Genomic DNA, 14,267 nt, shown 5'->3' with positions numbered 1-14,267 from the left:
ACGAGGACATGACGGCTAGCGCACTCACCGAGACCTCCCCGAGCGACGTCCCCGAGGACCCGGCACCCGCGACGACCACGCGCGGCTGGGGCGCGCGGCTGGCGCCGGTGCTGGCCGTGCTCGCCGGCGTCGCGGCGGTCGCCGCCCACGCCACCCGCTACGGCCACTGGATCGTCGACGACGCCGCCATCACCTTCTCCTACGCCCGCAGCTTCGCCGACGGCCTCGGCCCGGTGCTGCAGCCGGGCGCCCCGCCGGTCGAGGGCTTCTCCGACCCGACGTGGATGGTGCTGCTCGGCCTCGGCAAGCTCGTCGGCCTCTTCGACCACGGCGCGATCTTCGGCATCCCCGACTACGTGCTGTTCCCGAAGGCGCTGGGCCTGCTGTTCACCGGCGGCATCCTGACCGCCTGCTACATCGCGGCGAAGCAGATCTTCACGCGCTTCGCGTGGCTGGCGACGCTGATCGCCGGCCTGACGCTGGCGACGGTCCCGTCGTTCGTCATCTGGGTCGTGTCCGGCCTGGAGAACTCGCTGTTCGCGTTCGCCGTCGTCACGCTGGCGGTGACGCTGTTCGTTTCCGTGAAGCGTGATGTGTTGCTGACCCCGAAGGTCGCTTTGTGGGCGGGCGTGATGGTCGCGTTCGCGGCCCTGACCCGGCCCGAGGGCCTGATCTACGCGGGCGCGTACCCGCTGGCGGCGCTGTTCCTGCTGCGCGGCGGCCTGTTCTGGAAGAGCTTCCGCCTGGCGCTGCTGTCGGTGGCGGCGTTCGCCGTGCCGTTCGGCGCGTACGTCGTCTGGCGGCACGCGGAGTTCGGCCGGCTGCTGGCCAACCCGTCGGTGGCCAAGCAGCAGGGCCTGCCCGGCATCGACGCGCTGAAGCGGCCGTTCGAGCTGGCGGGCTACGCGGGCTGGGCGGGCGTCGTCCTGCTGGCGTTGGTGATCGTGTTCGCGCTGGTCAAGGCGCCGTGGCGGCGGTCGTTGATCGCGCTGCTGGTGCCGCTGGGCCTGGGGATCGTCGCGTACGGCGTGATGGTCGCCGACTGGATGTACCAGCACCGGTTCGCCAGCCCGATCTGGCCGCTGGCCATCATCGCGGGCACGCTCTCGGCAGGCGAACTGCTGAAGCACCGGCGGGCGTTGCTGCGGATCGGGATCGTGGTCGTGCTGGTGGGGGCGTTCGTGCCGACGGCGGTCGGGTTCGCGGCCGCGGCGGACAAGTTCGCGAAGAACCCGAACATCACGGCGTGCCTGGTGGCGGACCGCTTCGGCCGCGGGTTCAACACGTACGCGGACATCCTGGGCATCCAGAAAGCGTCGCTGCTGCTGCCGGACCTGGGCGGGTCGTCGATGACGAGCCGGCTCGAGCTGGTGGACATGGCGGGCCTGGTCAACAAGCCGATCGCGGACCTCGTCCACGACAACGACCTGGCCGGCCTGCGCAACTACGTGTTCGACACGGTGAAGCCGACGTTCATCCACTCGTGGGGCCCGTGGGCGGCCGGCAACGGCATCGCGCTGGACCCGCGGCTGGACCGCGACTACGTGCTGATCTATTCGTCGCCGATCGAGGGCCTGCGCAACGGCGACTGGGTGCGTAAGGACGCCGTGACCGACCCGGCGAAGCTGAAGGCGGCCCAGGAGTACGCGGCGAAGACGATCCCGGCGGTGGCGGCGGACCGCTTCGGCGGCCCCCTGGACGACTGCGGCGCGACGATGAAGCCGGGCCAGACCATCACGATGCCCGGCTGACCGTCACGTCACCAGACCCAGACTGAGCCACAACGCCCCGGTCGCCGCTACCAGGCACAGGGGCGTTGTGATCGCCCCCAACGCGTGGAACGTCTTCGCCGATGGGTGCTCCGGCAGCGTCCGGCGCCACAGCAGCGTCGCCAACGAGCCCAAGTAGCTCGCGTTAGGCCCGATGTTCACCCCCAGCAGGACCGCCAGCAGCACGCCCGGCGCCGGGTGCGGGCCCAGGACCGACAGCAGGATCAGCGTCGCCGGGAGGTTGTTGACCAGGTTGGCCAGCAGGGCCGCCACCCCCGCCGCCACCAGGAGGTCGAGCAGGCCCGTCGACGTCGGCAGGACGTCGCGCAGCAGCCCGCCGAGGACGTGCTCCGACACCGCCTCCACCACCACCGCCAACCCGAGCACGAACAAGATCAGCTGCGGCGACGCCTCGGTGACCAGCTGCCACGGCTTGATCTTGCCCATCGCCAGCGCCCGGACGCCGAGGATCAGCGACGCCAGCGTCGCGATCCAGACCGGCTCCACGTGCCCCAGCTGGCCGACGCCGAAGCCGACCAGGGTCAGGCCCAGGATGACCAGCGCGAACGTCGGCGTCTCCAGGTGCTGCTTCGGGTCGGCCGTCTCGCGCGGGCGCAGGTCGGTGGCGAAGAAGCGAAGGAACACCAGCAGCTCGATGGCGATCGTGACCAGCCACGGCAACGCCATCGCCGCGGTGAAGCCGGCGAACGTCAGCCCCGACGCGGCGAAGGCCAGGAGGTTCGTCAGGTTGGACACCGGCAGCAGCGTCGACGCCGAGTTGGCCAGGTGCGCGCACGCGTAGACGTGCGGGCGGGGCGGCAGCTTGAGGCTCGTGGCCGTCGCGAGGACGACCGGGGTCAGCAGGACGACGGTCGCGTCCAGGCTGAGGATCGCGGTGACCCCGGCCGCCGCGGCGAAGGTGAGGACGAGCAGGCGGCGGGGCTTGCCGTGGCACGCCTCCGCCAGGCGGTTGCCGAGCCAGGTGAAGACGCCGTCCACACTGGCCAAAAAGGACAAAAGCAGGATCGCGGCCAGGAAGCCCAGGGTCGGGAGGATCTCGACGGCGCGGTCCCCGGCCGCCTCCGGCCGCACGAGGCCGAGCAGGAGCGCGAGCCCGGCGGCCGGCACCGCGGCGACGGCTTCGGGCCAGCCGCGCGGGCGCACGATGGCGAAGACCAGCACGGCGGCGAGGAGCGCCAGGCTTCCCGCCCCGGCCCAGAAGTTCACGCACCCACGCTAATCGACGCCGAGCCCGCCGGTTTTGTCGGTGCCCTCGGGTAGCGTGGAAAACGGGGGGCGCCCCCGCGGGCGAGGGTTCAGACCCCCAGCGGCTCCGGGGTGGCCGCGCCGCGGGCGAGGTCCTGTTCCTTCGCCCGGATCACCGGCAGCACCTCTTTCCCGAAGTGCTCGACGTCCTCCAGGTAGTGCAGGAACCCGAGCAGCAGCAGGTTCGCCCCGCGCTTCTTGTACTCGATCGCCCGGTCCGCGATCTGCTCCGGCGTCCCGATCAGCTTGGTCCGGAACCCGTCGTTGTACTGCACGAGGTCCTCGAACTCCGAGTCCGCCCACATGCCCTTCGAGTCCGAAGTGGACTTCCCGGCCTGCGCCACCGCCGACCGGAACCCCTCGACCGCCTCGACGTTCGCCTTCGCGACGATCTCCTTCAGGACCGCGCGAGCTTCGCTCTCCGACTCACGCGCGATCACGAACCCGTTCAGTCCGAATCGGACGGTTCGCGCATTCTCCGAGGCGTAACCCCGCACCTCGGAGACCTGCTCGCTGAACCCGTCGAAGTCCTTGCCGTTGCTGAAGTACCAGTCCGACACGCTCCCCGCCAGCTTCCGCGCCGCCGTGGAATTGCCGCCCTGGAAGATCTCCGGGTGCGGGGCCGCCACCGGCTTCGGCTTGATGTCGAAGTCGTGGATGCGGTAGAAGTCGCCGCGGAACTCGGCGTGGTCGTTCGTCCACAGCTCCCGCAGGACGCGGATGAACTCCTCGGACCGCCGGTAACGCTCGTCGTGCTCCAGCCACGGTTCGCCCAGGCCGGTGAACTCGCCCTTGAACCAGCCGCTCACCACGTTGACCGCCGCGCGGCCGCCCGAGATCACGTCGGCGCTCGCGATGAACTTCGCCAGTACCCCGGGGTGCCACAGTCCCGGGTGGACGGCCGCGATCACCTTGAGCCGCTGCGTCGCCAGCAGCAGCGCCAGGCTGAAGCCGGTCGACTCGTGCTGGTACGCGGCACCGTAGCTGGCCGTGTAGCGCACTTGCGAGAGCGCGTACTCGAACCCGCTGTTCTCGGCCAGCACAGCCAGATCTCTGTTGTACTCGTAACCCCAGTCCGTCCGCTGTTCGATGTCGGACGTGACGAGGCCACCGCTCACGTTCGGGACCCAGTAGGCGAATTTCAACGGCTCTTCGAGGGACATGGCCCGAGTAGAGCAACGGCGCCGGAGACGGTCAACGCGCGTCCACGCGGTGGGAACTCACCCGCCGCGCTGCGACTTCGCCAGTGCGCCACCGAGTTCCGCGCGCCCGGGGATGCCGAGCTTGCGGTACGCGCCGGACAGGTGCAGCTCCACCGTCCGCCGCGTGAGGTGCAGCGCCGTCGCGATCTCGCGGTTGGTCAGCCCCTGCGCGGCCATGACGGCGATGCGGTTCTCCTGCCGCGTCAGGCCGTGCTCGTTGTCCTTCGCCGGGGTCAGCGCCCGCCGGGCCGACCGCAGTTCCTCCGCCGCGCGCCGGGCGAGCGGACGCGCGCCGCAGTGTTCGCTCAGCTCGACGGCCTGCCGCAAGGTTTCGATGGCCTTCTCGGACTGGCCGTGCCGCGCCTGCAGCGTGCCGAGCTCGGTCAGCGCCGTCGCCAGCTGCAGCCGGGCGGGTGACGAGCGAAGCGTCGTGATCGCCTTCGTCAGCGCGCGCTCGGCTTCGTCGTCCTCGCGGACGAGCCCCATCGTCGTCAACGCCGTGCCCAGTGGACGCGCCGCGCCCCAACGCGCCGAGGCGTTGATGTCCTCTTCGGCCAGCCGGGCCGCGTCGTCGGCCTGGCCCAGCGCCAACGCCGCCCGCGCCGCGTGCGCGCGCCACGGCACGAACCCCGGGAACCGCATGCCGTGGTGCGCGAGCCGGCGCCCGCAGCTGAGCAGGTCCTCGAACCCGAACCGCGTGTACCCGGTCGCGACGCGCAGGCGGCCGCGCGCGTACAGGAGGTAGGTGTGGGTGAACAGGCCCTGGCTCGCGACGAAGTCCATCCGGTCCAGCAGCGACGTCGCCGCCTCGAACCGGCCCAGGTCCACCCAGCATTCGACGAGCTTCGCCGCGCACAGCACGCCGACCGGGCACGTCGTCGTCCCGCCGCGCTCGTCGAAGCGGCGCAGCAGCGACTCGAAGTGGACGCTCGCCCGCTGCAGGTCGCCGCTGGCCTGCAGCGCGATCCCGCGGGCCAGGGTGGGGAGCGCGCCGTGCGGGACATGGACGTCCCACGGCTCGCGCTCGACGTCGAGGACGCGGCACAGCCGGTCGACGTGCGTGGGCTCGTCGGCGAGCACCGACGTCGCCAGCGTGAAGAAGTAGTGCTGCTCGAAGAGTTCGCCGTCGTCGCCGGTCATCGCGTCCGCGAAGTGCGCGACGGCGTCCTGCGCGGACTCGCCGCTGCGGACGGCGTCGAGCGCCAGCAGCGCCGAGCGGCTGCGCTGCGCCGCCGGGTCGGTCAGCGGCGCCCACTGCTCCTCGAAGTCGCGGAACTCCGGCGGCGGCCCGAGCCGGCTGCCGGCCTCGGCGAGGTAGGTCATGCACAGCAGCGGCCAGACGGCGTCCGGCCCGCCCGCGTCGAGCCGCGCCGCGATCTGGCCCGCCGCGCTGATCGCGAGCCGCGCGTCCTGGCCGCCGCACAGCGACAGCAGCATGGCCGACGCGATGAACGCGGCCGTGTCGCGGTTGCCGATCGTGTCGACGGCCTCCCGCACGCGCTGCGCCGCGGCGGGCGGGTCGACCTGGAACTCCGCGTGCGCCAGCTGCAGCAGCACGGCCACCCGGCGCCCCGACGTCAGCCGCTCTTCGAGTGCCCGCCGCAGGTACCGCGCGCCGAGCTCGGACCGGCCGGAGAACACGGCGTTGCGCGCGCTCAGCCGCAGCACGTCGACTCCCCACGGGATCCGGATCGACGTCGCGTCGAGCAGGTGCGCGGCCACGCGCTCGGCCGGCGCGCCGGCTTCCGACAGCAGCTTCGCCGCCCGCGCGTGGTTGACCGCGCGCGTGGTCTTCGGCATGTCCTTGAGGACGGAGTTGCGGACGAACGGGTAGGTCAGCGTGGGCCGGTTGCTGTTGTTCAGCACGTGCAGCCGGACCATGGTGTCGATCGCCTGCAGCGCTTCGAATTCGTCGACGCCGGCGAGCTGGGCCAGCAGGTCGAAGCCGGCGTCCTCGCCGAGGATCGCGGCGGCGTGCAGGATCGCCGGCGCGTGCGGGAACTCCGCCATCCGCGTGTGGAGCACCTGGCCGATCAGCGACGACCCGAGGTCCTGCGGGTCCGCGCCGGGCAGCAGCCGCGGGCGCAGCGCCTGCAGCAGGTACGGGTTGCCGCCGGTCGCCTCGCGGCACGCGGTCGCGAGCTCGCCCTGGGCGAGGCCGAGGATCTCCGCCGCGCCCGCGTCGCCGAGGCCGTTGAGGGTGATCGTCGCCGGCGTGCAGCCCGCCATCTCCAGCAGCGCGACCTCGCGGTGCGGCGGGTGGCCGATCAAGGACGTGAGTATGATCAACACCGGCAGGTCGAGCACGCGGTGCCGGATGTAGGCGAGGCAGCGCATCGACCAGGCGTCGGCGAGGTGCACGTTGTCGATGCCGAGGAACAGCGGACCCCGCTCGGTCGCGTCGCGGACGATCCGGAAGAAGCGGTCCAGCGCTTCGCTCTCGCCGGCCGGGCCGCACTCGGCGGGGAGCCGCGCCGAGCCGGGGTCCAGCGCGTCGGCCAGCTGGCGGGCGAGCCCGCCGGGCAGGTGGCTCTCCAGCCGCGACCCGGTGGCGATCGCGACGGTGAAGCCGGCGTCCGCGGCCAGCGCGGCGGTGGCGTGCAGGGTGGCGCTCTTGCCCATGCCGAACTCGCCGACCAGCACCGCGCTCGCGGCCGTGCCGCCGAGCGCGACGGGGAACAGGCTGGTCAGACGGCTGAGCTCGGGCTCGCGGCCGGGGAGCCGCGGGGCGGGGCGCTTCGGTACCGAAGCCCCGCTGACGGGGTGCTCGGGATTTACTTCGGTATCCACCGTAAGGACTTTCATGTTGGGTTGGGGCAGACTACTGGAAACCGGCCCGCCACGGGGGATCCCGCAGGTCACGGCCGGTTCCGGCCACGACCTGAGCAGGGGAGACGATGGACGCAGCGGTTGCGAACCAGGCTCTCGCGGTGGCCGGCCGGGCAGCGCGGGCGACCGTCGAGGTCGCCCCGAGCGCGAGTAGCAGGAGCGCGCCGGCGGCCATCCCCCGCCGGCGCGAGAACACACCCGGTTTCCGGCCCCGGGCCGCGCCGCCGCTCGGCGCCGGGTAGCCGGTGTCAGGCTGCGGGACGGCGCCACCGGACGCCGGGTCGCTGTCGGCGGAGGAGCCACCGCTGGCCGGGAGACCGGGACCGGAGGTCGGAACCTCGCCGGCGGAGGAGCCACCGCTGGCCGGGAGACCGGGACCGGAGGCCGGAACCTCGCCGGCGGAGGAGCCACCGCTGGCCGGGAGACCGGCACCGGAGGCCGGAACCTCGCCGGGGGCCGGGAACCCACCGGCCGGCCCGCCGCTGTTCGGCAGGTACCCGAGCCGGACCGCCGCATCGAGGGCCTCGGTCACCGGGTGGAGCTCCGCCAGGAGTTCGCGGCAGCGGGGGCACCCGCGCAGGTGGGTTTCGAACTCTTCCGCGTCGTCGAGGACACCCAGTTCGTAGGCCGCCGCCGTCCGGTGTTCCGCCCTCATCCGACCGCCACTTCCCCGAGCGCTTTCCGCAATTGCCGCATCGCCGTGTACAACCGCGATTTGACGGTTCCCTCGGGAATTCCCAGAATTGTCGCCGCCTGCCGAACCGTGTTTCCGGCGAGGTACGTCTCGACGATGACGGCCTGATATTTCTCATCCAGTTCCGACAATGCCCGGCCAATCGTTAGTGCGGCTAACGAACTGTCCGTACGGTCGGTGGGTTCGGCGTTTTCCGGGATCTCCAGAGCGACCTCCTGCGGGCGGACCCGGCGATTTCGCCAGCCGTCGATGACGATCCGGCGCGCCACCGTGAGCAGCCAGCCGCGCAGCATTCCGGGCTCGCGTTCGAGCGTGCCGGAGTGCTGCCACGCGCGGATCATGGTCTCCTGCACCACATCCTCGGTCCACTGCCGGTCATGGTTGGTCAGGGCCAGTACCTGCGCGAACAGGGTCGCGCGGAAGTCCTTGTAGAGCAGCGGGACGAGGTCGTCTCCCGCGTCGGGGCGCGCTGCGACCGCGGTCGCGGACGGGGCGAGGCCGACGTGGCCGTGACTTTCTCTGCCCGGTGCTTCCATAAAGCTCGCAACCTCACCTGACTGGCGGACCGTGGGGCCTTCGGAGCGTAGCGCACAAACACTTAATAGGCCATATGCATTAGTTTTCGTGCCCCATTAGCGGTGGCCATAACCGGACTGGTTCAAATTCTGTCCTGTGACGCACGTCACAGTCACTAAAAGGTGACGGCGAGAACCGCGTCACACCTTTTCTCCGTAACCCCCAGTGAGGACTACTTCGCGAAGGGACAACGGATGCCGTTCCGATTCGTGGCCTTGTTCGCCGCCACGACCGCGCTCGTGCTCGGCTGCGTTCTCCCCGCTTCCGCCGGAGAGCTGCAGCAGACCGACCGCACCCTGCTGACGCGCCTGAAGCAGCACGCGCTGTGGGCGACGCCGGCGAGCAGGCAGGCCGCCGAGCGCGCCACCAACCGGCGCGTCCGCGCGGTCGCCGTCCGCATCGCCGACGACCAGGCCCGCCTCGGCGTCGCCCTGCGCGCGGTCGCCGACCGGCTCGCCTTCACCCTCCCGTCCGAGCCGACCGAGCAGGAACGCGCCTGGGCGGGCGAACTGGCCGCGGACTCCGGCGACGCGTTCGACCACGCCTACGTCAACCGCCTCCGCGCCGAGTACGGCACCCTCTTCTCCCTCGCCTCCGCGGTCCGCGCCGGCACCCGCGACGACGACGTCCGCGCGTTCGCCCAGACCGCCGTCGACACCGCGCTCGGCCACCTGACGCTGCTCGAAAGCACCGGGCTCGCGGAAACCACGTCCCTGCTCGTCTCCGCCACCGGAGACGACACCGGCGACACCCTCGGTGCCGGGGACATCGCACTCGGGGCCGGCTTCGTGGCCGTCGCCGCCGTCGCCACGTTCGGCCTGCTCCGCCTGCTCGGAACCCCCGGCAGGACCCCGCCGCGCACCCGGAGGTAAGCCCGTCCATGTCCCCGACCGCCGCGCTGTTCCCGGTGTCGCCGCACGACACCGGGATCGCCGAGGCCGCCGCGCTGTCCGGCCGCCTCACCTACCTCTGCATGTGCCTCACGCTGTGCTGGGGCGTCCTCGCCGCGACCGGCTGGGTCCGCCGGTTCAGCGGCCGGGACGCGCTGCGCACCGGCCACGGCCTGCTCGCCGCGTTCACCCTCGCCACCGGCACGGTGCACGGGCTGACGTTCCTCTTCCTCGAGGACGACCCCTTCGGCGTCGCCGACCTCCTGCTGCCCTTCTACGACGGCTCGCCGCGGCACGCCCTCGGCATCGCGGGCCTCGAGCTGGTCGTCGCCGTGTCGGTCACCGCGGGCCTGCGCCGGGCGCGGGAAGGCCGGTGGCTGCGCTTCCACCAGGCCGGCTACCTCGCCATCGGGCTGCTCGCGGTGCACGCGTGGCTCGGCGCCGTCTCCAGCGGGCACCTGGCGGCCGTCTGGCTCGCCGGGATCACCCTGCTCGTGCCGCCGGTGCTGCTGTCGGCCCTGCGGGTGCTGCCCGAGGCCGTGCTCGTCCGGGCCGGGCTCATCGAGCCCGAACCCGAGGTCGCCGCGCTGCGCGTCGACGTCGACGACGACCGCTGCCACTCCTACGGCGTCTGCCAGTCCGAGGCGCCGGGGGTCTTCCAGCTCGGCCACGACGGCCGGCTCGAGTACGAGAAACGGCCCGGTGCCGGGGAAACACCGAACGTCCGCGCGGCCGCGCGCGCCTGTCCCACGAGAGCCATCCACGTGTTGGGAGCCACCCGATGAGCGAACGCATCGTCATCGCCGGAGCCGGCCTCGCCGGCCTGCGCGCCGCCGAACGGCTGCGCGAACTCGGGTTCGACGGCGAAGTCGTCGTCCTCGGGGCCGAGCCCGACATCGCCTACCACCGCCCGGCGCTGTCGAAGAGCCTGCTGACCGGCGCGGTCAGCCGCGCGCAGACACTGCTCGCCGACCCCCTCGAAGTCGACGCGGAGTGGTACTTCGACAGCCCGGTCACCGCGCTGTCGCCCAACCGGCAGGTCGTGCACCTGCGCGACGAGGAGGTCCGCTACGACGGCCTGATCATCGCCACCGGCGTCGAGCCCCGCCGGATGCCCGGCGCGCCGCACGGCCACCCGCGGGTCGTCGTCGTCCGGACCCTGTCCGACACGACGGCGCTGCAGCGGGCGCTGGCCACCAGCGGCGGCCCGGTGGCGGTCGTCGGGGACGGCTTCATCGGCTGCGAGGTCGCGTCGAGCCTGCGCGAGATGAACCGCGAGGTGGTCCTGATCGGCCGGGCGCGGGCGCTGATGGCCGACGTCCTCGGCCCCGACATCGGCGAGTGGCTCACCGCGCTGCACACCGCCCGCGGCGTCCGGCTGGAGCTCGGGACGACGATCCGCCGCTGGCGCCCGGGCACGACGTCGGTCGGCCTGGAGTTCGCCGACGGGCGGGCGATCGACGTCGCGTGCGTGGTGGTCGCGGTCGGGAGCGTGCCGGCGGTGTCGTGGCTGCGCGGGGCGAAGCTGCCGCTCGACGACGGCGTCGTCTGCGGGCCGACGTGCCACGTACTGGGCTCGGACACGATCGTCGCGGCGGGGGACGTCGCCCGCTGGCCGAACTTCCGCTACGACGCGACGCCCCGGCGCGACGAGCACTGGCTGAACGCCGTGGAGATGAGCCGCGCGGCGGCGGAGAACCTGCTGGCCGGGCCGACGGGGTCGCCGGCGTACACACCGGTGCCGCGGTACTGGTCGGAGCAGCACGGCGTCCGCATCCAGGTCGCCGGCCGGCCGATGCTCGGCACGGACACGGTGCTTCTGGAGTCCCCGGTGCCGGGGACGCGGCCGATCACGGGGTTCGTGCGGGACGGGCGGTTGATCGGGCTGATCGGGCTCGACAGCCCGGCGGCGGTGCTGCACTGGACTGCGGAGCTGGCCCGCCAGCACCCGGCGCCGGCGGTGGTGCCGCCGCAGCGGCCCCCGGAACTCGACCGGCCGAGTCACCACAGCCGGGCCGCGGCCGGGTACTGAACCGACATGAACGACTCGTTCAGTGCGCCGGACGCGATGAACGAGTCGTTCATGACGTCCGCGGCCGAGCCGGACCCGCCCCCGCCCCCGACCCGCGCCTACCCGCCCCCGCCGAGCCGCGCCCGCCCGCCTTGAACGACTCATTCAAGACCTCCCAAGACCTGAATGAGTCATTCAAGGCGTCCGCGGCCGAGCCGGATCCCGGCGCTGGGCTACCATCCTCTCCGCGGACGAGCAGGCAGGGCGGTCGCGGGCCGGGGACACCCGGCCCGAGGAAAGTCCGGACTCCGCAGGGCAGGGTGGTTGCTAACGGCAACCCGGGGTGACCCGCGGGAAAGTGCCACAGAAAACAGACCGCCGCGGCCCGCGAGGGCCGGGGTAAGGGTGAAACGGTGGTGTAAGAGACCACCAGCGTCCCGGGTGACCGGGACGGCTGGGTAAACCCCACCCGGAGCAAGGCCAAGAGGAAGCCCCCGGGCTTCTGCGCAGGCGTTCGAGGACGGCCCGTCCGAGCCTGCGGGTAGGCCGCTGGAGCCTGCCGGCGACGGCAGGCCGAGATGGATGGCCGCCGCCCCGCGAGCCGTGAAGCGACCGGGGAACAGGATCCGGCTTACATGCCGGCTCGTCCGCCCCGGGCCGAAGGGGACGCAACGTCCCCTTCGGCCTGTCCACGCGTGGTTACCCGGTAGTAGGGTGCGCCCATGGCGGGTGACGAGAAGCGGTTCAAGTCGGCGTTCGACTCACTTCACGCTCTGGCGTACTTCGCGCCCGAGGTGGACCAGGCCCTCACCGGCATCGGGCTGCGGCCCGGCCGGATGCCGTACTTCGCGAGCCGCTCCGCGGCGATGGGCACCGTCGGGCCCGAGGTCGTCGCCGCCACCTTCTACAACTTCAACCCCGAGGTCGTCGCGCGCGTGATCCCGCGCGCCTGGACCCTCGCTACGCCGGAGCAGGTCCTCGCCGCCCGGCTCGAGGGCGTCGACCAGGCCCTGACCCGGCTCATCGGCGAAGACGAGATCAAGGGCGACCAGGTCGTCGAGGCCGCCGAGCTGGCCCGCGAGGCGACCGCCGGGTGCGCCGTCGAAGGCCGTCCCCTCTACGCGGCCCACGCCGGGCTGGACTGGCCCGAGCCGCCGCACCTCGCGCTCTGGCACGCGATCACGCTGCTGCGCGAGCACCGCGGCGACGGCCACATCGCCGCCCTCCTCCTCAACGGCCTGAGCGGCGTCGAAGCGCTCGTCACGCACGTGGCCACCGGCGCCGGGTTCACCGTCGACTCCGCCAAGCTGACGCGCGGCTGGAGCGACGAGCAGTGGACGGCCGCCCAGCAGCGCCTGCGCGACCGCGGGGTCCTCGACGACGAAGGCGCGCTGACCGACGAAGGCGTCGCTCTCCGCGACCGCGTCGAAGAAGCCACCGAGGCCGCCGCGAAGGCGCCGTGGGACCACCTGGGGGCGGAGAAGCTGGCCCGGCTGGAGGAGCTGGGCCGCGACCTCACCCGCCGCGTGGTCGCGGCCGGTGCGTTCCCGAAGGGCGTTTTCGCCCAGCGCCGCTCCTGAGTGCGAAGATCACGCTATGTAGTGAAAAGCGTGTGAGGTTTTGAGCGCCGTGTGACGGACAACTCGGGGCACCAAGATCGACATGGCCGCCGACCGGCCGGAGGACGGTCACAGAGCGGACTCGGGCGACGGGGCCGTTCGGGTCATGTCACACTGTCTCAGGCCGCACAACGGCCACGGTGCCAGTACCCACAGTGAGCAAATCCCGGGCAATGGGGTGAGTTCGTCAGCACACTGAGAATGATGGGTGCCCTCTCTTTAACCCGAGGGCCCTTGCCGCGATGATGGTGGGCGTGGAGTTTTCGTGTGCCCTGCCCGCCACACCGGTTGACAAGCCAGCCGTCATCTACGCAGCGCGCTTTGACCACTACCCCTCGTAGCCCCCATTATGTTCGAAGCACCGCCTGAGCCACAGCCGCGCGGGCCCCACCGCGCACCGGGAGTATCGCGATGATGACCTTGACCACCCTCGACACGCTGGCCGCCGGCGGCGAACTGGGCACGGGCAACGTGCGCCAGTGGCTGCTCGACAACATCATCCCCCTGGTGCTGCTGGCCGTGGCCCTCCTGCTCCTCTGGCTGGGCGGCGGCAAGGGCGACAACGCCGGTGTCATGCGGCGACTCGCCGGCGTGGTCATCGCGCTCGCCATCATCGGTCTCGCGGTCAGCGGCGCGGGCGTGAACGTGGGCCAGTGGATCGCCGGCCTGTTCACCGGCTGAGGCGGCGGCGTGCGGATCAGGACTGATGACGAGGTCTACCGGGTCGACGCCGTGTGGCTCGGCCCGCCGAAAGCGACTTTTCCCTGGAGAGCCCGCTACGTCGCGTGGCTCATCGGCATCCCGGCGTTCTTCGTCGTCCTCGGCATCGAACGCTGGGCGGGGTGGAGCTTCGGGTTCTTCTCGACGGCTTGGGCGTTCGTCGCCACCATCGTGATCACGCGGCTGCTCACCGCCAAGATCAGCCACGAGCGCCCGCTGGGCACCGTGGTCGCGATGGCCGGGCGCGAGCTGAACACCCCCAGAGAGGTGACCACGGGCACGGGTGGCGCGGTCAGCGCCAGCCGCGTCCGGGTACGGGCCGAGCGCCCGCTGCCGAAGCACAAACGGAGGCGGCAGTACCAGCACCACGGCGGGCCGCCGGGTGCTGCCTTCACCCAGGGAACACCACGAGCGCGCCGGAGCCGCGGCAACGCGGCTCGGGCCGGGAGGTAGTCGTTGTTCGGTCGCGGCGGTAGCCGAGGAAAACGGGGTCGGGAGACGCACTCGGGCGCATGGCAACCGCCCGAGCAGGTCCGCGCGCCGCGGAACGGTTCGGCGGCCGGCAAGGGCCGTCGCCTGACCGGCGAGCAGGCGATCCCCGCGTATACCCCGTCGATCGCGGTGCGAAGCATCGACGGGCACCTCGTCCGCACGGGGTACGAGGTCTACGCCTGGTACCGGCTGGCGCCGC

At 72.1% G+C, this 14,267-nt stretch carries 14 protein-coding genes and 1 other RNA gene; 10 read left to right on the top strand and 5 right to left on the bottom strand.

All coding sequences use genetic code 11. The features are described 5' to 3' along the window. The first annotated feature begins 8 nt into the window (after positions 1–8). Positions 9–1,751: a hypothetical protein gene (locus ACERZO_RS45220; protein ID WP_372672165.1), complete on the top strand. Its 1,743-nt coding sequence runs from the start codon at positions 9–11 to the stop codon at positions 1,749–1,751. Positions 1,752–1,754: 3 nt separating this feature from the next. Here ACERZO_RS45220 and ACERZO_RS45215 read toward each other — a convergent pair whose 3' ends face one another. The 5 genes from ACERZO_RS45215 to ACERZO_RS45195 all read right to left on the bottom strand — a co-directional run bounded on the left by ACERZO_RS45215 (position 1,755) and on the right by ACERZO_RS45195 (position 8,296). Next, positions 1,755–2,996: an SLC13 family permease gene (locus ACERZO_RS45215; RefSeq protein ID WP_372672164.1), complete on the bottom strand. Its 1,242-nt coding sequence runs from the start codon at positions 2,994–2,996 to the stop codon at positions 1,755–1,757. Between the two features lie 89 nt (positions 2,997–3,085). Beyond that, positions 3,086–4,198: a dimethylsulfone monooxygenase SfnG gene (sfnG, locus tag ACERZO_RS45210; RefSeq protein ID WP_372672163.1), complete on the bottom strand. Its 1,113-nt coding sequence runs from the start codon at positions 4,196–4,198 to the stop codon at positions 3,086–3,088. Positions 4,199–4,255: 57 nt separating this feature from the next. Then, the gene (locus tag ACERZO_RS45205; protein ID WP_372672162.1) at positions 4,256–7,027 is read right to left on the bottom strand and encodes an AAA family ATPase; all 2,772 of its coding nucleotides are present in this window, start codon (positions 7,025–7,027) and stop codon (positions 4,256–4,258) included. A gap of 31 nt (positions 7,028–7,058) precedes the next feature. Further along, the gene (locus ACERZO_RS45200; protein WP_372672161.1) at positions 7,059–7,721 is read right to left on the bottom strand and encodes an anti-sigma factor family protein; all 663 of its coding nucleotides are present in this window, start codon (positions 7,719–7,721) and stop codon (positions 7,059–7,061) included. Continuing rightward, entirely contained in the window at positions 7,718–8,296 is a 579-nt protein-coding gene (locus ACERZO_RS45195; protein WP_372672160.1) for a sigma-70 family RNA polymerase sigma factor, read from the bottom strand. Before ACERZO_RS45195 ends, ACERZO_RS45200 begins: the two co-directional genes overlap by 4 nt. A 234-nt stretch (positions 8,297–8,530) precedes the next feature. Here ACERZO_RS45195 and ACERZO_RS45190 point away from each other — a divergent pair, with 234 nt between their 5' ends. From ACERZO_RS45190 to ACERZO_RS45150, 9 genes are all read left to right on the top strand, one after another. Further along, positions 8,531–9,208 carry a DUF4142 domain-containing protein gene (locus ACERZO_RS45190; protein ID WP_372672159.1) on the top strand — a complete coding sequence of 226 codons (678 nt, stop codon included), beginning with the start codon at positions 8,531–8,533 and terminating at the stop codon, positions 9,206–9,208. Positions 9,209–9,216: 8 nt separating this feature from the next. Continuing rightward, positions 9,217–10,011: a ferredoxin gene (locus ACERZO_RS45185; protein ID WP_372672158.1), complete on the top strand. Its 795-nt coding sequence runs from the start codon at positions 9,217–9,219 to the stop codon at positions 10,009–10,011. Then, positions 10,008–11,258 carry an NAD(P)/FAD-dependent oxidoreductase gene (locus tag ACERZO_RS45180; protein WP_372672157.1) on the top strand — a complete coding sequence of 417 codons (1,251 nt, stop codon included), beginning with the start codon at positions 10,008–10,010 and terminating at the stop codon, positions 11,256–11,258. Before ACERZO_RS45185 ends, ACERZO_RS45180 begins: the two co-directional genes overlap by 4 nt. A gap of 6 nt (positions 11,259–11,264) precedes the next feature. Next, positions 11,265–11,393, top strand: coding sequence for a hypothetical protein (locus ACERZO_RS45175; RefSeq protein WP_372672156.1), 129 nt, complete (start codon positions 11,265–11,267; stop codon positions 11,391–11,393). Between the two features lie 96 nt (positions 11,394–11,489). Then, positions 11,490–11,887: RNase P RNA component class A (gene rnpB, locus ACERZO_RS45170), an RNA gene on the top strand. A gap of 72 nt (positions 11,888–11,959) precedes the next feature. After that, the gene (locus ACERZO_RS45165; RefSeq protein WP_372672155.1) at positions 11,960–12,817 is read left to right on the top strand and encodes an SCO6745 family protein; all 858 of its coding nucleotides are present in this window, start codon (positions 11,960–11,962) and stop codon (positions 12,815–12,817) included. A 450-nt stretch (positions 12,818–13,267) separates the two neighbouring features. After that, entirely contained in the window at positions 13,268–13,537 is a 270-nt protein-coding gene (locus ACERZO_RS45160) for a hypothetical protein (RefSeq protein WP_364463711.1), read from the top strand. A 9-nt stretch (positions 13,538–13,546) separates the two neighbouring features. Further along, positions 13,547–14,029 (top strand): hypothetical protein, encoded by a 483-nt coding sequence (locus tag ACERZO_RS45155; protein ID WP_372672154.1) that lies wholly within the window; start codon positions 13,547–13,549, stop codon positions 14,027–14,029. A 3-nt stretch (positions 14,030–14,032) separates the two neighbouring features. Next, a partial coding sequence (locus ACERZO_RS45150; RefSeq protein WP_372672153.1) for a hypothetical protein occupies positions 14,033–14,267 on the top strand: 235 nt, incomplete at its 3' end.

The sequence above is a fragment of the Amycolatopsis kentuckyensis genome, from assembly GCF_041679295.1.
Classification (GTDB): Bacteria; Actinomycetota; Actinomycetes; order Mycobacteriales; family Pseudonocardiaceae; genus Amycolatopsis; species Amycolatopsis kentuckyensis_A.
This window is presented reverse-complemented; position numbering and strand designations above follow the sequence as displayed.